Raw genomic sequence first — 21,257 nt, 5'->3', positions numbered from 1 at the left:
TTTATTAATCAAATAATAGTATCTTGAAAAATAGTTGTATTGATTAATAAAAGTTAATTATATGGCAGGAAAACCAAGCTATGAGGAGTTAGAACAAGAAATTAAGGATTTGAAAATCAGCTTAAGGAAAAGTCAATGTCCTGATGATTTGTTTGGGCGTAGTGATACCTATAAGCTAGCATTTGAAAATTCGAACATCGGAGTTTGCTTTGTCGATTTGCAAGGGAATTTTTTAAAGGTTAATCCAGAGTTTGCTTCTATTTTGGGGTATTCGGTAGGCGAAATTGAAAAGTTGAACGTAGCAACAGTTAGCTCCAAAGAATATTTGGTCGAGAGTCTGGACTACATGAACCGAGCTATTCGTAAAGAGATCTCTTCTTTTTCTTTCGAAAAAAAATACATTCGAAAAGATGGCCAACTAATTACTTGTTCCATAAAGAGTTCTCTTGTTTGTGATGAAAAAGATGTTCCCCAATACTTTATAACACATATTGTAGATATTACAGAAATACAAAAAGCAGAAGATGCGATTTTGAAAAATGAAAAACATTTGCGTACCATTTTTCAGGCGATGAGTGAGGGATTTTCGATTCAGGATGTAATCTGCGATGAGTATGGAAATCCATGCGATCTTCGATTTATTGATGCTAATCCTGCATTTGAGCAACAAACAGGATTAAAAAATGATGAAACTTTAGGGCATACCTTATTAGAGCTATTTCCCGATTCGGAAAAATATTGGGTGGAGCGATATGGTAAGGTGGGACTAACAGGTGAGCCAACCACATTCGAAGCAATATTTGGCCCTTTAAGTATTTATTATCAGGTGAATGCATTTCAAACAAAACCGGGGCAGTTTGGAGTCATGTTTACTGATATTAATGAACGAAAGCTTGCTGAAAATGTTTTGAAAGAAAAAAATGAGGAGATCGAAGCTAAAATTAAAGAAGTAAATAAAGTTAACGAGCTCTTGTTGAAGGCAAAAGAGAAAGCAGAAGAGAGCGATCGGTTGAAATCTGCCTTTCTTGCAAATATGAGCCATGAGATACGAACACCAATGAATGGTATTTTAGGATTTGCAGATTTGCTGAAAACACCTAATCTTACTATTGACTCGAAGAAACAGTATTTCGAAATTATTGAGAAGAGTGGTGCTCGCATGCTTTCTATTATTGATGATATTGTAGATATTTCGAGGATAGAGTCGGGAATGATGGATGTTAATTTAAAAGAGTTGAATATAAATGAACACATGGAATATATTCAAACTCTTTTTAAGCCCGAAATAGAGGAAAAAGGAATTCAGTTTCGTTGGACAAATTCAGATGCAAATAGTGATACTATAATTACCAATGATTCGGAAAAGTTGTATGCGATTCTTACCAATTTGGTGAAGAATGCTGTTAAATATACCGATAAAGGTTTTGTTGAATTTGGATACTGTGAAAAGGGAGAAGATATTGAGTTTTATGTGAGAGATTCAGGTTTAGGAATTAGAAAGGACAGACAGAAAGCAATATTTGAACGATTCATGCAGGCTGATATTAATGATGAACAGGCTCGGCAGGGGGCTGGTTTGGGCTTATCGATAAGCAAAGCGTTTGTAGAAATGCTGGGTGGAAAAATCTGGGTGGAAAGTGAATTAGGGAAAGGATCCGTTTTTTATTTTACACTTCCTTCTAAAAAATAGCATCGTAATCCTTCTAACTAAAATACCAGTATCCATTATTTGCCAACTGTTTTAGCTGCTCCATTGTTTGGGAAAGTCTCGAAAAGTAGAAAAGTCGAACGGTCCAAAAGTCAAACAGTCGAACAGTCGAACAGTTGAACAGTCGAACGGTCCAAAAGTCGAGCGGTCTAACAGTCAAAAATAAGTCCGTTGTAATAGTTCTCCCATCTTGAGGGGGAGATCCCGACAGGGAGAGGGGTGCTTTAATTGAAAAGTCCAAAAGTCGAACGGTCCAAAAGTCAAAAATAAATCCATTGTAATAGTTCTCCCTTCTTGGACATCTTACCTTATTTAGCATCACCGGGCTGCAAGTACAAGGAAATTAGATTTTGGAGCTCTCGCGGGCTGCATTGTATAAGGAAATTAGATTTTGGAGCTCTCGCGGGCTGCAAGTGCAAGGAAATCGGATTTTGAAGCTCTCGCGGGCTGCATTGTTCAAGGAAATTAGATTTTGGAGCTCTCGCGGGCTGCATTGTAAGGATATATTCATGAAACTGTGTCTGATCATTTTTGTTGCTGTACTAAACTTTATAATCAACGCCGAAGGATTGATTATAATTCGGTAAATTTGGGTTTGTGAAACAGGAATAGGTGTTGTTGTTTCTCTATATTTTGGCCTCAAATGACCTCTCGACTATATATTTGAAATTCGTAAAGATGGACCATGAAGAACAAATAAGAAATAAAGACTTCAAGTTGCTAAGAAAACTTGCAGGTGAACGTATTGCCGAGAAATATGCAGGGCCGGACAATTATGATTTTAAAAGTGTGGGGGGTGCGATCTTAAAATATTTATTGATCAATTATGCCAAAAGGAAACCTCTGACCTCTCTCATAGTTGCAATTATAGTTTTTATTACCTTGACTAAATTAGTCTGGAACTATTGGATATATTAGTTGAAATTTAGACACTGTTACCGCACCCCTGCTGATGCGCGATTCTATTGCGTACGTTTTTTTAAATTTAAAGCCACACGATACAAATGTACAATAGTAGGCTTTTCCCATAGGCATCGGGAGCGCAAGAAACCAAGCAAAACCGTCATACTCTAAAAAAAAGTATATCTTAATAGGAATTTATTTAGGGACTTGTCTTTATTAATGAAGAGATATAAGAATTTAAGCGGGTTGATTTTAAGACAAACTGCCCTTGGCTGTACTAAAAAGAACAAAATATGATTGAGATCTACTATAAAAATAATGATGTAAGAAAATATAAATCGATTGATGAAGTTGAATATTTACCAGACAATATATTCAGTGTTCGGTTTATTGATTTCCTGAACTCAGATTTGGAACTGATTTCAGAGAAGTTCGATCTTGATTTAACTTCCTTTAGTAAAAAAGAGGATATAGAAATAAGTTCCCACTATATTGAATCACCTGACCAATTGTCGTTAAACTTTACGATTCCAAGCTATTCTTCCAGCAATTTTTTTGAGGAAAAAGACATTTACATTCTGATTAAAAACGAAATTGTATTTACATTTCTTTCGCCGGATATAGAAAATATTTTAAATCACTTAACACAATCTATTTATAATTTTAAGAATACAAAAATTGACACCTATCATCAACTTTTTGTTTTTCAGATAGGGGTAATCTCAGATTACTATGCAGATATTGTCGAGTTAATTTCAAAAAAGATTAGAGACCTTTTCAAAAATATTCTCAAATCGGAACAATTCAAGGAAAAGGACTTGGATTACATTGCCGAATTAAGGTTTAACAATCTCCTTATTCGGGAATCACTTTCCGAGTTTCAACGAATTCTTCTTCTCTTAAAAAAGAGTTTTAAAAAAACGGACAATGCATTCATTAAGATTAGTGAAGAGTTGAAAGATCTTACAGTAATAGCAGATTATTTACAATACAATTTTAGTAGACTGGATGATTTGCATGGGAATATAAATTCGAAGATAGAATTGGAACAAAATAAAATTTTTAAAATCCTTACCATTATCACGGTGTGTATATCGCTGCCTACTTTAATTGCAGGCGTATATGGAATGAATTTTAAATACATGCCCGAACTGGATTGGGGGTTCGGATATCCAATTACTTTACTGATTTTAATACTGAGTTTTATCATCCCATTAATCTATTTTAAAAGAAAGAAATGGTTTTAAGATAATATCAAAGCAGGACCAAATACTGCAGCCAATAATGTATAAGAATCTAAGCAAGTTGTTTTAGCTTATTGAACAGACAGCCCTTATCTAAATAAATAGAATCATGACAAACAAAATCAAAATTACAATCGGATTTCTCTGCCTTGCAGCAGGAGTAATTTATCATTTTTATTACCAAGGTCAGATTATTATTATCGACGAAGAAACTACCGATTTTTTATCTGGAATGCTTTTTGGATTAGGTATCTCTCTAATTGTTGTTAGTATTTTCAATCCGAAGAAAAAGAGACTTTAAAACGCTTAATAAATGAAAGAATCAGCTTACAAAGAAGTTCAAGTATTTATCGAAAAATTGGGCAATACAGATTCTGTAAAGCATCAAATAATTGAGGCTTCTCGTAGATTGGTTTTTGAAAATTATCCGAATGCTGCGGAGCGCATGATGTATGGTGGAATTCTATTTTCTTTAGAAGAGGATTTTGGAGGTGTGTTTGCGTATAAAAATCATGTCTCTTTTGAGTTTAGTATTGGATACCAATTTAACGATCCTGAAAAGCTTTTGGAAGGAAATGGGAAATATCGCCGTCATGTAAAAATTAGATGTTTGGATGAGGTGAAGACAAAGAAGCTCGACTTTTTTGTGAAACAAGCTCAAATGGACGATCAGTAAATTTGCAAGCGAAGCCCATAGCTTCGCTTTCTTATTTGAATGATATTTTCATTTCGAACCGAACTGTTTATGCCATTGATGGCAAAATATTTGAATACTACTTTTAACTGAATTATATTTGAAACGAATTCATGAGACTTATTCGTGTTTCTATTGAATAATCCCCGCGACACCACGCAAAACAAACAACAAGCTAAAAAAACAATCATGTTGAGAACAACAAGAACACTAAGTTTATTCCTTTTTCTGGTATTTAGCGTTTGTAGTCAGGGAGTAAAAGCTCAGGGGCTAACCAGTCACCAAATCGATTCCATCGCGAATAAATCATTGAACTTTTATATTTGTAACTCGATTTATATACGACAAGAGCCGTATGATTGGAGACTATCCTTTCTTGTCCCGTTTTTACGGGATACGGCTCTGTGAGAGGGTTAAGGTGAAACTCACTTTGCCTACTCGACGCAAGACTGTTCCAATTAATAGCGGAATTTATCAAAACAACGGAGAAAAAAGCAGAACGAAGTCAAACATTGTAACACTTTATAATATTTATGGTAAAAAGATCAGATTCAAATAATATCCTACAAAGAGAACTGCAACTGCCCTGCGGCGCAATTCTAAAGAACAGACTTTCAAAATCCCCTATGTCCGATTCACTTGGGGACGGTGAAGGCAATCCGACAGAAGCTCAGATACGACTTTATGAAAAATGGGCGGATGGTGGTATCGCTTTGTCTATTGTAGGTGAAGTTCATGGGGATTCTCGTTTCCCAGAGAAACCAGGAAATCTGATTCTTAATGAAAATTCCAATCATGAAATCTTTAAGTCATTCACAAGCCGAGCGGTGATTGAAGGTGCTCACTTATGGGCTCAATTAGGCCATGCCGGAGCTCTTTCACATTTACCAATTAGTCTACCCAAAGGGCCGTCGGCGCTTAATCTTGAGAGTCTTAAATGTGAAGGCATGTCAATTAATGATATTCAAGAGTTACCTCAAATGTATGCAAGAACGGCACTACAGGCAAAAACTGTGGGTTTCAGCGGTGTGCTTATTCATGCAGGACATGGGTTTTTGTTGAGCCAGTTTCTTTCACCTTTGTTTAATCATAGAACTGATAGATATGGTGGTTCTATCGAATCACGTTGCCGTATTATTCTTGAAGTTATAAAAGAAGTAAGGAATGCTGTTGGCCCATCTTTTCCTGTCGGTATTAGAATTAATTCATCAGATCAACTAGAAGGTGGATTGACCGAAGTTGATGCTTTGGAAGTTGTACGTTTTATCGATAAAACAAGTATTGATCTTATTGATATTAGTGGTGGAACATACTTTCCCGGAGCAAAGGCAAGTTCTGAAGGTTCAAGTGCTGGACCTTATTTTCTTGACTTTGCAAAACGTGCGAGAAGTATAACAACAGTGCCACTAATGTTAACGGGCGGATTCAAGAAAAGCGATCAAGCAGTTGATGCCATAGCTAGTGGTGTTGTTGATATGGTAGGTTTAGGACGCGCAATGGTACTTGATCCTCGACTTCCAAAATCCTGGTTAAGTGGAAATGATTATGAACCTAATTTCCCGAGATTCAAAAAGACAATTCCTGGTGGTATGACAGCATGGTATACCATGAGACTGATTGCTTTGGGTGAGGATAGGGAGAATGAATTTGAATTAGATCTACCCACAGCCATTAAGAAATATGAAGACAGAGATGCACAACGTGCTTATAAGTGGAAGAATAAGTTTCCTTTATAATTTTGATAATTATAATCGGCTCGATTGTTTTCTCTTTAGGTTAAATTCCTCGGGGCTTTCCTCGAGGATTTTTCACTCAAAACCTATTGAAACGGATGAGATATGAACAAAATAGAATAGTTGGAACAAAAGCTACTCAATTGCAACAATACGCATAAAAAATTGCTGAATTAAGCAAGACAAAATGGGTATGGTAAGGGGGCATCGTTTACAAAGTTAAAGGGACATGGTTTACACTTTTTAAGTGGTCATTTGAAGGCAAAAATAAATCACTAAGCCTTGGAAAGAAACAACGACTATGGAACAAAAAAACGAATTTATTTGTGAATGGCGAACAGGGAAATATCGCCGTCATGTAAAAATTAAATCTCTTGATGAGGTGAAAACAAAGAGTCTCGATTTTTTTGTGAAACAAGCTCAAATGGACGATCAGTAAATTTACAAGCGAAGCCCATAGCTTCGCTTTTTTATTTGAATGATATTTTTATTTCGAACCGAACTGTTTATGCCATTGATGGCAAAATATTTGAATACTACTTTTAACTGAATTATATTTGAAACGAATTCATGAAACTTATTTGTGGTTTTATTGAATAATCCCCGCGACACCACGCAAAACAAACAACAAGCTAAAAAAACAATCATGTTGAGAACAACAAGAACACTAAGTTTATTCCTTTTTCTGGCATTTTGCGTGTATAGTCAGGGAGTAAAAGCACAGGGGCTGACTAGTCACCAAATCGATTCCATCGCGAATAAATCATTGGAATTATTTCCTTCGGCAGGAGTTGCTGTTTCTGTCGTAAAAGATGGCAAACTGATTCATGCAAAAGGCTATGGCTACAGCTCGATAGAGAGTAAGAAAGCTGTCGATGAAAATACGCTGTTTGCCATTGCATCAAACAGCAAGGCATTCACGGTTGCGGCTCTTGCCATTTTGGTTGATGAGGGAAAACTTTCGTGGCACGATAAGGTGATCGATTATATCCCTGAATTTACCATGTACGATTCCTATGTGAGAGCGAATTTTACGATTGAGGATTTGTTGTGCCATCGCAGTGGTTTGGGCTTGGGAGCAGGCGATCTCATGATTTTTCCCGATGGAGGCGATTACACCATTGATGATATCTTGAAGAGTTTTCAGTATCAGAAACCCGTATCCGCTTTTCGAACCAAATACGATTACGATAATTTGTTGTACATCGTTGCAGGGGAGATTATTCACCGGATTAGCGGCATTACCTGGGCTGAGTTTGTCGAAAGCAGAATTATGAAACCATTGGGCATGGATAGTTCGGTAAGTTCGTTTGAAAGGCTAAAGGATAAAACAAATCTTGCTCTACCACATTCATCGGAAAGTGGGGAGATGAAACAAATCGAGGCTTACTCATGTTCCTTAACCGATGCGGCAGGGGGTATTAATTCCAGTGTAAATGATTTAAGCAGGTGGTTGTTGGTGCAGTTAAACGGCGGAAAGTATGGCGATAATCTGGAGAAAGAATTGTTTTCGGAAGCCAGTCAAAAAGAGATGTGGAAATTGCATACCATGATGACTTTTTCAGCGAAGGGAAGTGAACGTTATCAAAATCATTACCAGGCTTATGGCTTGGGCTGGGTGATTAAAGATTATAAAGCTTATACGATTATTAGTCATACTGGTGGTTTGCCGGGAATGCTATCGAAAACTCTTGTAATTCCTGAATTGAACTTGGGAGTAGCTGTACTCACCAATTCGATTCCCGGGGGGACTACTTATTTTACGCTTCCTCAGGCTATTATCGACTCTTATATTGGTGCAGAGCCTAAAGACTGGAATGCTTATGCTTCTGAAAGATTATCGGGCGAAAACAGGATGGTTGATTCTGTGGTAAATGCGGTATGGGAAACCGTTGAGAAGGCAAAATCTTTTCCGATTAATTTCGAAGACTACACCGGCACATACGAAGACAATTGGTTCGGAGCCGTTGAGGTGTACAGTAAGGACGATCAGTTGTGGTTTAAATCACTACGCTCTCCAAAATTGGTGGGTCGCATGCAGTATTATAAAGGCACAACTTTTGCTGTTAAATGGAATTATGCCGCTATGAACTGTGATGCATTTGCAACCTTTAATTTAGATCAGGAAGGAAAAGCGGTACTAATTAAGATGAATGGCATATCCCCGAATATCGATTTCAGTTTTGATTTTCACGATTTGGAACTAAAAAGAGTAAAGAAGAATTGAATATGGAGTAAAAGATATTCATCAAATTTAAGAAAAGCGAAGCCCACAGCTTCGCTTTTTTACTGATTCACTTGATTTTTCCAGCTAAGATCACAAGCTTCATTTAAAATCGTATAAACATCATATTCCGAAAGACTGGTCTGATTTATTATTTGATCACGAAAATTATCGGCATACATGTTCATGTAGCTAAAATCGGCTCCCGAACCTAAAAGGTTACGTGCATAAGGTGTAAATAATTTCACAAGTTCATCCATAACTTCTTGTTTGGTCGATTGCTTGTTTAGTGCTGACAAATTATTCATTATATCGTTTTTATAAGTAATAGCTATAGATTCATTATGATTTGATAATCCTGTAATAGGCTTCGAATTTAATGAATAATATTGAAAGCCCTGTGAAAACATCAACTGTAAGACAAAAGCAAAATCCCATCAGGTTCGGTTTTTGTTGAATCTGTTGCTTCAAGTTTACTAATTGTTTCGATTTTCGCAAGCTTAAAATTGAAAGACTAACGCCTTGTTCGTTAGGGATAAAAAGAAGAGTCCACACCCAAATTACTTCAAAGGGAAGATCTCTAAATTGGAAATCATTTTATGTGAGAAAGAAAGAGTTGCGAGAAGAAAAAATGTGATGGGAAACTTCTCTCACAAGTCTGCAAACGACTCAGCTACATAAAAAACTATTTACAAGGGCAGTGCCAATCTTAATTTGCTGTAAAATATCACAATGCTTGCCATGAATAGGGATATTGATTTTTAGGCTTTTATCGACGAATTCTCTTATTTTTAGAAGTAATTCCTATCTTAGAGGGAACGAAAAAAAATAGAGTAATGAACAATCATTTGATTCATAAGTTTGTTACAATATGAAACGTCCATGACAAGTAATTTTGACACACAGGAGGATGATTATTCCAGCATGGTAAGTTCCATATGGCAAAAACTTAAAATTATAATCATATGAAATCAAATGGATACAATCAAACGATGAATACTATTGCTGATAAGTAGAACTCTGGGCGGTCTGCAAGGCCTGGCGACGAGTGCATGTTGCAGTTGCTGGTAATTTACCGACTGCTGCGATAAAATATTAAAATTCCTCGAACGAGATAGCGAGATCCATCTCATCGCAGGGTGTCATTTCAAAATCATAATCTTACTTTCCATGAAAGAATCAACAAGAAGAGATTTCATTAAGAAATCGATGATCGCGGCAAGTGTTATCCCTTTTTTGGGCTTGCCTGGTAATATTTGGGCTCTGAACAATGAATTCAACCCAGAGGAACTTTCGGTGCATATTTTTTCGAAACACCTGCAGTTTTTAGATTGGAAAACCATGGGACAGCGAGTGGTCGAAATGGGTTTCTCGGGCATCGATTTAACGGTTCGTCCCAAGGGACATGTATTGCCCGAAAATGTGAAGACAGATTTGCCTCGTGCCATAAAGGACATTCAGAATGCTGGTTCTACTTGTCAATTAATCACCACAAGTGTTGAAGACGTAAACAATCCATTGGATGTGGATGTTTTAGAAACTGCAGCCAGCTTGGGTGTTCAATTCTATCGACCAGGATGGTTTCGTTATCCGGAAAACGGAACGATGGAATCGGCCATAGCGCATTACGCGCAGAAGGTGAAAGCCTTGAGCGAACTGAATCAAAGTTTAGGAATTGTGGGCTGTTATCAGAATCATTCCGGGAAATTCGTTGGGGCTTCGATGTGGGAGGTGAAGCAAATTTTAGCCGAAGCGATTCCTGAATATTTTGGTGCGCAATACGATATTCGACACAATATGGTAGAAGGGGCCAATTCCTGGGAGAATAGTTTGCGACTCATTCATCAAAACATTAAAACCATTGTTGTAAAAGATTATAAATGGGGGCAGGAAAACGGAAAGTGGCAGCCTGTAAATGTGCCTATTGGTGAAGGGATGATCGATTTTAAACGCTACTTCCGATTGTTGAAGAATTATGGAATTAATGTTCCTGTTTCGTTGCACATGGAATATCCTTTGGGGGGTGCCGAGAAAGGGAAATCGATACTCACTGTGGACGAACGAGTTGTGTTTGATGCCATGAAAAAAGATGTAAACAGCCTGAAAAAATTGTGGAGGGAAGCATAGATTTGTGAATCAACTTCAATATTGATCACCAATTAATTAAGATGTAAAGGCAGGTGAAGTCATTTTTAGTAGGAGTAAATTTTACGTAACTATTCTTGGCAGTAATGAGCATTTGCTGTATGTCCTGCATAATTTGTTTGAAACATAGAAAAAAACGAAAAAATAGTACCAACTCATTGGATTTGTATTTACTTTTGCAAGCTGAAAATGAAACGCCTAAAGCATTGCTTGCTAGGTGAGACAGGAAAATTCCAGAACATTGGATTCATTGATAAAATCTTTAAGTGAAAATTGCTTTGAAAAGAGGAGGAATGATTTGTGTGTGGGAGAAGATGAAAATACAAAGAGATGAATTATAAGATGTTGGTACTGGATTTGGACGATACGCTTTTGCGTGACGACCATTGCATATCGGAAAGAAATAAGGACGCGCTGATGAAGGCGCAGGAGAAAGGTGTTTATGTAGTTTTGGCATCGGGCAGGCCAACACCTGCAATGCTTCAATATGCCGAAGAGTTGGATTTGAAAAAAAACGGATCTTATATTATCTCCTACAACGGAGCGATAATTACCGACCTAAATAAGCAAATCCCAATTTTCGAACAAACGCTAAGCAAAGAACAGATTCATGGTTTGTACGATTTTAGCCTTGCAAATAATGTTGATATTATCACTTATACCGCTGATAGTATCATCAGCGAAACCACTTCTAAATATATCGATGTAGAAGTGCAGCTTACGCAGATGAAATTTAATAAGGTAGATTGCTTTAAGGCAGCAGTAACCGAACCAGCCGTAAAATGTATTCTCTTACAAGATCCTGATTATCTGAAAACTGTTGAAACAAAGTTGAAGCAGGAAAAACCAAATAAGAGTGTTTCCATTTCGAAACCCTTCTTTTTGGAGGTTATGCCAAAGGGAATCGATAAGGCGACAAGTATTGCCCGTTTGGCTGAGAAATTAGGGATTCGTCAAGAGGAAATTATTGCTGTCGGCAACGCAGGCAACGATTTAGCCATGGTAGAATATGCTGGTTTGGGTGTTTGGGTAGATAATGTACCACCAGAGCTTCGAGGCTGTGCCGATGTTATTGTTGCTTCGAACAACAACCATGGTGTTGCCGAAGTGGTTGAGAAATACATTCTTGCGAATTAGTCAAAACTCTCATAACGAATAAAAATAGTGTCAATAGCGGAGTCTTCCTAGGCTTCGCTATTTTTATGGGAAATTTCATAGTTCAGCTAAATTGATTGGTGAAATAGCGAGTTTGTGAATTAAGTAGGAGGACTAAATTTATGCTTCAAACAAAATTAACTTGACGACGTATTAAACCAATGACATATTTTAGGGTCTTATCACTATATATTTAAACTAAGAATAATGAGAATAATGACCCTTTTTCTTTTGATGAGCATGTTTGCTTCATGCGGATCGAACGATAATGTAGTTGAAGAAATTGCTGAACTTCCGGAAAATACTTACAGTATTGTTGATACGGGTGTAAAAGATTTTTATAGCGATGACGCAATCATTTCTGAGCCACAGGCAAACGATGCTTTCTACGGTCAGGATGCCACATATCAATCCAATGAGCCATCTTATACCAATAATGGTGATGAAACAATTACCGATAATGTTACTGGTTTGATGTGGGAACAGGATATGGGCACTAAGCTCAGTTTTGGAGATGCTTTTTCGAAAGCCGAATCATCTGGTTTGGGCGGACATAGCGATTGGAGAGTTCCAACATTAAAAGAATTATATTCTTTAATCCTGTTTACCGGGAGTGTGAAAGGAGAACAAGCAATTGAACTTTTTATCGATACAGATTATTTTAATCAATCCTTGGGTGATGTAAGTATTGGTGAGCGTGAAATTGATGCTCAAACCTGGTCATCTACCGAATATGTAGGGCGAACCATGAATAGCGACGAAACTGTATTTGGTGTTAATTTTATTGATGGTCGCATTAAAGGATATCCAAAGTACAAACCGGGAACAGGTGCTGCTAATACCATGTATTTTCGTATGGTTCGGGGGAATGTTGAGTATGGGAAAAATAATTTTGTTGACAATGGAGATGCTACCGTGAGTGATTTGGCTACGGGTTTAATGTGGCAAAAAGCGGATGACGGAACTGGAAGAGATTGGGAGGAATCTTTAGTTTATGCCGAGAATCTTGAACTTGCCACCTATTCTGATTGGCGCTTGCCTAATGCTAAGGAGTTACAGAGTATTGTTGATTATTCAAGATCGCCACAAACAACAAATTCTCCTGCAATAGATCCTATTTTCGAAACAACTGAGATTAATGATCCTGATGGGAATCCTGGTCAATATCCTTACTTTTGGACAAGTACTTCCCATTTAGATGGTGCAAATCCATATGCAAGTGCCGCTTATATTGCTTTTGGCGAAGGGCAGGGGGAAATGAACGGAACACTGATGGATGTTCATGGAGCTGGTTGCCAACGAAGTGATCCTAAAAGTGGAAATGCAAATGATTATCCTGAATTTTGGGGACCTCAAGGAGATGTTCGTTACGTGTATAATTATGTGAGATGCGTTCGCGATATAACCAACCAATAATGATAATCAGAAACAGCCCATTTATGAATGCTATAAAATATTTTCTGCTTGCACTTATCTTACATTCAATAATTGCATGCGGCAAAGAATCAGATGGTATAGAAATTACTGACGAGCCTATATCATGGAGGTTTGCAGTGGTAGGTGATACGCATGTCGGCTATAATTCAGACACAATTGCTGAAATGATTCCTTATCTGCTTGAAGACAACATTGATTTAATTTTGCTTTGTGGAGATCTTGTAGAAGGTGGGAAAAAAACTACAGCCGAAGAGTTGGAAACGGAATTTGAAATGTGGCAAACAATATTTCAACCTTTGTATGATAAAGGGGTTGGAATTTATCCCGTTCGGGGAAATCATGAAGATGATGCAGACGATAATATAATGGTATGGAATAGTATTTTTACCGGAGATAAAGCCTTGCCACAAAACGGACCTACGGGGGAAACAAATCTTACTTATTCATTTCAGCATAAAAATGCGATGTTTATTGGGCTCGATGAATATGTAAATATTCATAAAGTAAACCAAAGCTGGTTGGACGAGGAACTTGCCTCCAATGAACAAGCACATGTATTTGTTTTTGGGCACGAGGCTGCTTTCAAAGTTTTTCATTCCGATTGTCTCGATGATTATTCTACAGAACGAAATACATTTTGGAACAGCCTGACCGAAGCTTGTGTTAAAACCTACTTTTGCGGGCACGATCATTTTTTTGATGCTACCCAAATTGATGATGGGGATGGCAATACGGAAAACGATATTTATCAATGTTTGGTTGGTGGTGGCGGAGCTTGGTTGATGCCTAAATACAATTACAACGGAGAAAATTCGCCTTATACAGTTAATGCAAAGTATCATAGAGAAGAGCACGGATATGCTCTTGTTGAAATTAGTGGTGAAACTGAGTCAGACCTTAATGTGAGCATAACATGGAAAGAACGAACTGTTGAAGGTGCAAGTGTAGAATATTTAGCTACATCGTATGTGATTACTTACGAGCAGAAACCCTGATAACAGATTCAAATCGATATTGAAAATACAAAAAGCGAAGCCTACAGCTTCGCTTTTTTTCGCAAAAATAAATCTGCTTAAAACATTTTACGGTAACAGCGTTTTCGTTTGTGCTGAATATGATCGAATGATTTCCATATTTGAATAGCAACATGATTGTTTTCCAGCATTCCCGTTGTTTCTGCAAACTTGAGCCCATCGCCATTAGCGGTTTTTAGGAGTTCATTCATAAGGATGGAAACAAATCCCAATTTTTGGCAATCGTGATCAATACCGGTAAGCATCAAATCCATTTCGACAGGATATTTGAGTGCCTTTCTTAAATGCCACCATCCGAAAGGAAAAAGTTTGCCCTTGGCTTTTTGCAATGCTTTTGATAGGGAAGGCAAAGCAATAATGAATCCGACCAATTTGTCTTCCTTGTCTAAAATAATTTTCACATATCTTGGATTTAGGATCGGAAAGTATTTAGAGATGTAAAATCGAATTAGTTTTTCTGGTAGCTTAAAGGTGCCAAACAAATCGGAAAAAGCATCGTTGAATACTTTAAAAATTTTTTCCTTGTAAGGTTCCAGCTCCTTTTTTGTAACGAAGTTAACAGTCTGCAAGCCATATCTTTTTTTGATGAGCTCGGCAACTCTGCCTGCTTTTTTTGGTGTTTCTTTCGGAAGAGAAATTCGAAATTCCAGCCAGTCAATCTCCTTTTCATAAGCCAATATCTTGAAATGATTTTCGTAGTAGGCAAAATGATAATCGGAAGCCATAGATGGAAGCCATTCATGTCCTTCAATCAACAAACCGGCATGATCTAAATTCGAAAATCCAAGCGGTCCATTCACACCAATCATTCCTTCACTTTTCAACCACTCTTCGGCTACCGAAAAAAGCTTTTCGGAAACTTCATAGCTGTCAATAAATTCCATGCGGGTAATTCGGCCAATTTTTTCGCCTTGTTTCTGAATACTTAAATCGTTTACAATGGCACCAATTCTTCCAACGGCTTTCCCGTTTTCATAAGCCAGCCAGAATTTAGCCTTGCAAAAATCAAAAGCAGGATTTTTTTCGGGCATTAATAGTTCCAGTTCTCCTGATTTTAAAGGAGGAACCCAAAATTCATTATTCTTATATAACCGAAAGGGGAGGTTTACGAAAGCTTTACGCTGATTTTGATTTTGAACTTCTACAATTTGGATACTCATAAATGAAATGTTTAAGCGAATTCAGCATCAATTGCCGATACTCCTTTCTCTAATAAATTAGCTGAAGGCCAAAAGTAAGGATTTATGACTAAATGCAGTCCAGAGATTGTTCTGTAAAGTCGTATTTAGAATGGGTAAAGCTAATAAGTTTTTGGCCCATAAATTGAGGAAGGTGTAAATCCAATACTATTACGAATTGAATCGTGTTGCATTCGAAAGCTAATTTTGCTTTAAGTTGCTTGATATTTGAGTTTTAATAATTAAATAGTCGTTTTATGGATTTGTAGAACGATTCTAATTAGTTAAACATGCAATCGGATACAGCACAGGATGAAAACAAATAGGTAAACTTTGCGTAATAAATAAGCATGTTAAAATCACTTGTCTGCTATGGCTAAAGAAAATTGTTGGGAAGTTATGAAATGTGGAAGGGAATTAAATGGTGCAAAAGCTTCTAATTTGGGGGTTTGCCCCGCTGCTCAACCAAGCGCTTTTGATGGTGTTAATATGGGAACTGGTGGAGGCCGTTTTTGCTGGGTAGTTGCAGGCACTTATTGTGAAGGTGATGCCGCAGGAAGTTACGCTCAAAAATTAGCAAATTGTGTTAATTGTAAATTTTTGAAACAAGTAAATAAAGAAGAGGGGCGAGATTTTGTTTTATCACCCAGAAAAATACAAAGGAGAAAATAAAAGAATTATAAGTGAAGAATTATTTCTTCACTTATTTTCGTGTAAACAACCAAGCACCAATAATTGCAGTAAAAGGAGCCACCAGCACCAATCCAAAACTACCTACTAAAGTGTGCAGGATTTCGCCTGAAACGTAATTCAGGTTTAAAATGTTTACCATCGGAGTTCCTTGGGCAATAAACACCATTAGCAAAGCTGAGAACCCACCAGAATAGGCCAAAAGAAGTGTCGTTGTCATGGTTCCCACAACGGCTTTTCCTACTTCAAAACCAGACTTTCGCAATTGTTTGGTGGTGATGCTGTTGTTTTGTTGGTACACTTCAGCTTGCGAGGCGGCAATATCCATCGAAATATCCATCACTGCTCCCGATGAGGAAATGAAAATCCCGGCAAGGAAAATTTCGGTAAGATTTAAATAAGAATAGCCTGAATACAATAAGGTCTCGGAGAATGGCTTAATGGCACCGTGAATATTGAATAGTTTGCCAAATAGAAGGGCCATTATACAGGTAATTGCGATACCACTCATGGCACCAAAAAAGGCAACCAGCCCTTTTTTATTTGTTCCGGCTACCAAAAAGATGATAAAAGAGGTAATCAAAGCAACAATACCTAATGAAAGGGGGATAGGCGCAAATCCTTTTAGTAAACCAGGCAATAGTAATTTCCAAATTGTAATGCCTGTAAACAGAAACGAGAGCATTGCTTTTACACCTGTCCATCCTGCAAATAAAATCAGGAAAAGAACGAATAAACCAAGCAGAAAGGCTTCTATGTTAATTCGGTAATGATCGATTACATTGGCACTAATGATTTCCGTTTTATTCTTGCTTAAATTAATAACGGTAAGTGTTTTATCGCCTGCAAAGAAATATTTATCGAATTCCATTCTTCCAATCAACTGATTATAGGCAGTCAATTCTTTTCCTTTAAATTTCCCGTTTAAAATTCTAATTTGAACCGTTTGCGAGCCGGTTTTTATAATTCCGGTTTCTACAACCAGAGAATTGTCTGTTTCTAACACCAAAGCTTTTACACGTTCTGAATTCTGATAATTTGTTTCAGAAAAACCGGTTGGAAGGTATAGGATAACTGCACTTAAAACCAAAAGTAAGCTTACTAATACAAGATCTGATTTTTTAGGAAGCTTGAATTTGAACATGGATGTAAAGGTCTTAAAAGATAAACGGTTGAAAAGCTAATGAGTAAAAATGGAAGTGGAGTTGCCTTCTCTGCTTCTTTAAGAGAAGGAAAAGATGAAGTGACAAAAAACGCCCCGCATTGCTGCAGAGCGTTTCATATATGTTTCAACTCTTATTTGGTTTCAATTAGTTTCATCAAGTTTTTAGGTATGTCGGTATTGTCGAAAAAACCTGTGAATAGTTTTGATCCTACCCCAATCGATCGAATTGGAATTGGTGTTGCAGTGTGCGAATAAGATGTCCAGCCGATACCTGCTTTGTGCGATAGAATATGACAGGCGGTTACTGTAAAAGGATCGTAACTTCCGTACAGTAAATAGAACTGATCGTTTTTTGTCATCGTATCAACATAGGTCATGCTTTTTACAAAGGCATCTTTTAGTTGCTGGTTTTCAAAAGGAGTTAATTCTAAGCCTTTCGAGGCATCGCCCAAGCCAAAATTCTCTTTTACAATTTCTAAACCATCTGCAATACTGTAGTTATCGGCATGTTCTTTTTTATACAAAGCTATTTTATTCGAAAATGCCTCGTAGGATGTATTTTGGTATTGAAGCAAGCTAAAAGATGAATTGTAATGGCTTCCGGCAAATCCCAATGCCAAACCTCCTGTTTCGTGATCACCGCAAACAAGAATTAATGTTTCTTTCGGATGTTTATTATAAAATTCGATCGCTTTTGTTACAGCCTTATCGAATTGTAATACTTCTTTTATTACCGTTGCAGCATCGTTGGCATGACTGGCCCAATCTATTTTTCCACCTTCAACCATCATGAAAAATCCCTTGGAATTATCCAAAAGTTTGATGCCTTTTTCGGTGAAATCTGCCAATGAAATATCCGATTCATTTTCCTGATCTATTGAATAGGGAAGGGAAGAACCAGCAGCTAGTTTAGGGGCAATCGCAATAATTTTATCATCTCCCTTTTTTAGTTTCTTAAAATCCTGAATGGTATTCACAAAAGTATATCCTCTCGATTCAGCAACTCGCATTGAGTTAGGCTCTAACTCTTCAATATCTGCAGTTGCTCCCATTCCAAAATTCGACAGGGAATTTTTCTCTTCTGTTGTTCCATCTCCTTCGGGATGCTTGAATCCGCCGCCGGCAAAATAGTTGAATCCACTTTTGCTTAAGTCCAGACTAATATTGTAATACATGTTACGGGTAGGCTGATGGGCATAGAAAGTAGCAGGTGTAGCATGATCGATGGATACTGAGGATACGATTCCTACTTTATAGCCTTTGTCTTTCGCCATTTCGGCAATGGTTTTAAAGGGAATTAATCGTTCAGCATCCATAGAAATGGTGTTGACTGTAGTTTTATGTCCCGTTGCAAGTGCGGTACCTGCAGCCGCCGATCCTGTAATAAAACGGTTCAGTGCGTAGGTCGTATAAAATCCTTGATTAGGAAGAGTGCTTAACTGTAATTTTTTAATTCCGTTGCTATCTTCCAAAGCTCCCAAATAAGCTTCGGCTGCGTTTGATTGTGATAAGCCCATACCATCGCCAATAAAATAGAATATGTATTTAGGCGCTTTGCCACTGTATGCTTCTCTTTCACTAGTCTGAGCAAAGCTGTTACAAGAAATCAGCAGGATTGCAATTGTAAGTATTTGTCTTAGTCTTATCTTAGTGTTTAACATTCGATATTGTTTAAATTCCCCCAAATTTACTAATTAATTACTATCTGAATTGAATTCAAATAGTTAATTTAATATTAATTGAATGACTGCTGTTTTAAACCATTTTTCAGGCTCTCTTTATTCTTTGAATTAAAAATGTTTTTTCCCTCTGGTGTATATAGAAAATCGACATATTCTTTAAAATAGCTATTCACCCTGTCGCGAACCACTTTCATGGTTGAGTTCAACAGCTTATTCTCTTCGGTAAAAGCTTCAGGTAAAATTCCAATTGCTGTTGGCAACCATCTGTGAGGGAACATGTCTTCGTGTTTTCCTCTCGGACGATACTGATTTAATTCATTTTGTATGAGCTTCAAAGCCATCATTTGCCCTTCCTCCGATTCTAAAGTAAGATTATGAGGTTTTAATTGAGACATAATAGCTCCTTTGTTGGGGACAATAAGTGCAATTGTATAAGCATCCTGATTGTTATGTAGAATGCATTGATCCAGTAAGGGGGATTGATCTACAAATGCTTCTTCAATTCCTTCAGGACTAAATTTTTCACCATCGCTGGCAATTAAAAGAGATTTGAACCGACCCAAAACGTAAAGAAATCCATCCTGATCCACATATCCCATATCACCGGTATGCAACCAGCCATCGCGAAGAGTCTCAGCCGAAGCTTTCTCATTTTTCCAGTAGCCTTTCATCACATTGCCACCTTTTATTACAATTTCGCCTTTTTCTCCCACAGCAAGAGAGTTTCCATTGTCGTCGCAGATTTTTAAATCCATATCCTGAACAATTAATCCTGAAGATCCTAATTTATGCTTGTGATGTGCATTGGAAGAGATGATTGGTGAGGCTTCCGATAATCCATATCCTTGATACATAGGAATCCCAATTGCATAAAAGAAGCGTTGCAACTCAATGTCTAGGAGAGCTCCTCCGCCAACAAAGAATTTTAAGTTACCACCAAAATTCTCTCTCACCTTCGAGAATAATATTTTATCGTAGAACATGTACAATGGCTTAAGGAACATACGAGAACCTTTCCCCTTGTCCCAACCAGAACCATTGTACTTGTAGGCCACTTCGAGGGCTTTGTTAAAAAGCTTCTCGACCTTAGGACCTTTGGCCTTTATGCCTTTTTCAATGTTCTTTTTAAAGTTTTTAGCCAGAGCCGGAACACTCAATATAATATCAGGTTTAATTTCTTTGATGTTATTTGGGATATTCTTCAAGGCCTCCATTGAAGATTTTCCTTGTTGAACAGCCGCAATAGAAGCACCTTTTAGCATGAAACTGTAAATTCCTGCTGTGTGAGCAAATGAATGATCCCAAGGAAGTATCAGCAAGGTTTTAAAGCTGGCGGGAATTTCCATTAAGCTCGAAGCTTGATAAACATTGCTTGCATAGTTATTATGCGTAAGAATAATTCCTTTCGGATCGGCAGTAGTTCCTGAGGTGTAGGAGATATTTGCATCATCATCTGCCTCAATGTTTTTTTGTATTTCATTTAGTTCAGAACGGTCATTTTCAGATAGCTCTTTACCCAGTTTTATTAGTTGAGATAGTGAAATTTCTTTTTCTTGAAGCTCAATGTTTTCATCAAGAACAATTATGGTTTCAATACTTTCTAAATGATCCTTAATTGATCTGATTTTTTCGAGATGATTTTTTGAAACAACAACAATACAGGCTTCCGAATGATTCAATCGAAATTTGAGTTCGTTTTGAGCATCTAACTTTACGGATAAAGGAACATTGACTGCGCCAGCAAATAAAATCCCAAGTTCTGAAAGAACCCAGGCATTTCGGCCTTCCGAAAGGAGACCAATTCGATCTGTTTTTTTTATCCCTAACGAAAACAAGCCTGCAGCAAATTGCTGTACCTCTTCGTACAATGATTCATAACTGACAGATTGATAGCTTGAATTGGTTTTTTCCCATAAAAATGGGTTTTTGCCAAATTGATCAACACTGTTCTCAAAGAGTTGTATAATCGTTTTCATTTACTTCTAAATTGTAAGGATGCACTTCTTTTTACGAATCCCAAAAATAGCTGATTAGCCTGTCCCAAACAAGCTGTATGTATTAAAAAACAGTAAATGTATTTCTTCAGGAGTACTTTAATATGTAAATGGTTAAAAACCTGAGGAAACTCCTTGATTTTCACTTGCAGAATATCTAATTTCCCGCTGGATTCAGAGGAGAGGAATAAATAAGTGTTTTTTTTTCTAACGATTTTTCACCCAGAATGGGTTTTTGATTGTCTTTAAGGAAAGGATAATTAATAATTGT

General features: G+C 37.2%; 17 protein-coding genes. 12 read left to right on the top strand and 5 right to left on the bottom strand.

What is annotated here, in order from left to right; translation table 11 throughout:
• Positions 1–61 precede the first annotated feature (61 nt).
• The 7 genes from ALGA_RS01760 to ALGA_RS01725 all read left to right on the top strand — a co-directional run bounded on the left by ALGA_RS01760 (position 62) and on the right by ALGA_RS01725 (position 8,509).
• Positions 62–1,690 carry a PAS domain-containing sensor histidine kinase gene (locus ALGA_RS01760; RefSeq protein WP_096427665.1) on the top strand — a complete coding sequence of 543 codons (1,629 nt, stop codon included), beginning with the start codon at positions 62–64 and terminating at the stop codon, positions 1,688–1,690.
• Between the two features lie 1,214 nt (positions 1,691–2,904).
• Positions 2,905–3,858 (top strand): CorA family divalent cation transporter, encoded by a 954-nt coding sequence (locus tag ALGA_RS01750; RefSeq protein WP_096427663.1) that lies wholly within the window; start codon positions 2,905–2,907, stop codon positions 3,856–3,858.
• A gap of 106 nt (positions 3,859–3,964) precedes the next feature.
• On the top strand, positions 3,965–4,156 hold the full coding sequence (locus ALGA_RS01745; protein ID WP_096427662.1) for a hypothetical protein: 192 nt from the start codon (positions 3,965–3,967) through the stop codon (positions 4,154–4,156).
• A gap of 12 nt (positions 4,157–4,168) precedes the next feature.
• The gene (locus ALGA_RS01740; RefSeq protein ID WP_096427661.1) at positions 4,169–4,531 is read left to right on the top strand and encodes a DUF1801 domain-containing protein; all 363 of its coding nucleotides are present in this window, start codon (positions 4,169–4,171) and stop codon (positions 4,529–4,531) included.
• A gap of 551 nt (positions 4,532–5,082) precedes the next feature.
• Positions 5,083–6,285 carry an NADH:flavin oxidoreductase/NADH oxidase family protein gene (locus ALGA_RS01735; RefSeq protein ID WP_096427660.1) on the top strand — a complete coding sequence of 401 codons (1,203 nt, stop codon included), beginning with the start codon at positions 5,083–5,085 and terminating at the stop codon, positions 6,283–6,285.
• A gap of 298 nt (positions 6,286–6,583) precedes the next feature.
• Positions 6,584–6,721, top strand: coding sequence for a hypothetical protein (locus ALGA_RS22900; RefSeq protein ID WP_153244835.1), 138 nt, complete (start codon positions 6,584–6,586; stop codon positions 6,719–6,721).
• A 207-nt stretch (positions 6,722–6,928) separates the two neighbouring features.
• Positions 6,929–8,509: a serine hydrolase gene (locus ALGA_RS01725; RefSeq protein WP_096427658.1), complete on the top strand. Its 1,581-nt coding sequence runs from the start codon at positions 6,929–6,931 to the stop codon at positions 8,507–8,509.
• A gap of 59 nt (positions 8,510–8,568) precedes the next feature.
• Here ALGA_RS01725 and ALGA_RS01720 read toward each other — a convergent pair whose 3' ends face one another.
• A complete protein-coding gene (locus ALGA_RS01720) occupies positions 8,569–8,814 on the bottom strand; it encodes a hypothetical protein (RefSeq protein ID WP_145957557.1) in 246 nt (81 codons plus the stop codon).
• Between the two features lie 862 nt (positions 8,815–9,676).
• Between ALGA_RS01720 and ALGA_RS01715 the strand changes: the two genes are divergently transcribed.
• The 4 genes from ALGA_RS01715 to ALGA_RS01700 all read left to right on the top strand — a co-directional run bounded on the left by ALGA_RS01715 (position 9,677) and on the right by ALGA_RS01700 (position 14,238).
• Positions 9,677–10,633 carry a sugar phosphate isomerase/epimerase family protein gene (locus tag ALGA_RS01715; protein WP_096427656.1) on the top strand — a complete coding sequence of 319 codons (957 nt, stop codon included), beginning with the start codon at positions 9,677–9,679 and terminating at the stop codon, positions 10,631–10,633.
• Positions 10,634–10,981: 348 nt separating this feature from the next.
• The gene (locus tag ALGA_RS01710) at positions 10,982–11,788 is read left to right on the top strand and encodes a Cof-type HAD-IIB family hydrolase (RefSeq protein ID WP_096427655.1); all 807 of its coding nucleotides are present in this window, start codon (positions 10,982–10,984) and stop codon (positions 11,786–11,788) included.
• Positions 11,789–12,013: 225 nt separating this feature from the next.
• Positions 12,014–13,222, top strand: coding sequence for an Lcl C-terminal domain-containing protein (locus ALGA_RS01705; protein WP_197705672.1), 1,209 nt, complete (start codon positions 12,014–12,016; stop codon positions 13,220–13,222).
• 23 nt (positions 13,223–13,245) lie between these two features.
• Positions 13,246–14,238, top strand: a complete 993-nt coding sequence (locus ALGA_RS01700; RefSeq protein WP_162845363.1) for a metallophosphoesterase family protein — start codon at positions 13,246–13,248, stop codon at positions 14,236–14,238.
• 77 nt (positions 14,239–14,315) lie between these two features.
• Here the strand turns inward: ALGA_RS01700 and ALGA_RS01695 are convergent, their stop codons facing one another.
• Positions 14,316–15,437 carry a hypothetical protein gene (locus tag ALGA_RS01695; RefSeq protein WP_096427653.1) on the bottom strand — a complete coding sequence of 374 codons (1,122 nt, stop codon included), beginning with the start codon at positions 15,435–15,437 and terminating at the stop codon, positions 14,316–14,318.
• Positions 15,438–15,827: 390 nt separating this feature from the next.
• Here ALGA_RS01695 and ALGA_RS01690 point away from each other — a divergent pair, with 390 nt between their 5' ends.
• Positions 15,828–16,127, top strand: coding sequence for a two-CW domain-containing protein (locus ALGA_RS01690; protein WP_096427652.1), 300 nt, complete (start codon positions 15,828–15,830; stop codon positions 16,125–16,127).
• A gap of 31 nt (positions 16,128–16,158) precedes the next feature.
• Here ALGA_RS01690 and ALGA_RS01685 read toward each other — a convergent pair whose 3' ends face one another.
• From ALGA_RS01685 to ALGA_RS01675, 3 genes are all read right to left on the bottom strand, one after another.
• The gene (locus ALGA_RS01685) at positions 16,159–17,289 is read right to left on the bottom strand and encodes a YibE/F family protein (protein ID WP_096427651.1); all 1,131 of its coding nucleotides are present in this window, start codon (positions 17,287–17,289) and stop codon (positions 16,159–16,161) included.
• Positions 17,290–17,441: 152 nt separating this feature from the next.
• Positions 17,442–18,971 (bottom strand): alkaline phosphatase, encoded by a 1,530-nt coding sequence (locus tag ALGA_RS01680; RefSeq protein ID WP_096427650.1) that lies wholly within the window; start codon positions 18,969–18,971, stop codon positions 17,442–17,444.
• Positions 18,972–19,045: 74 nt separating this feature from the next.
• On the bottom strand, positions 19,046–20,968 hold the full coding sequence (locus ALGA_RS01675; protein WP_096427649.1) for an AMP-dependent synthetase/ligase: 1,923 nt from the start codon (positions 20,966–20,968) through the stop codon (positions 19,046–19,048).
• Between the last annotated feature and the right edge of the window lie 289 nt (positions 20,969–21,257).

The organism is Labilibaculum antarcticum (genome assembly GCF_002356295.1).
Classification (GTDB): Bacteria; Bacteroidota; Bacteroidia; order Bacteroidales; family Marinifilaceae; genus Labilibaculum; species Labilibaculum antarcticum.
Note: the sequence above shows the minus strand (reverse complement) of the source record. Positions and strands in the feature narration are given on the sequence as shown.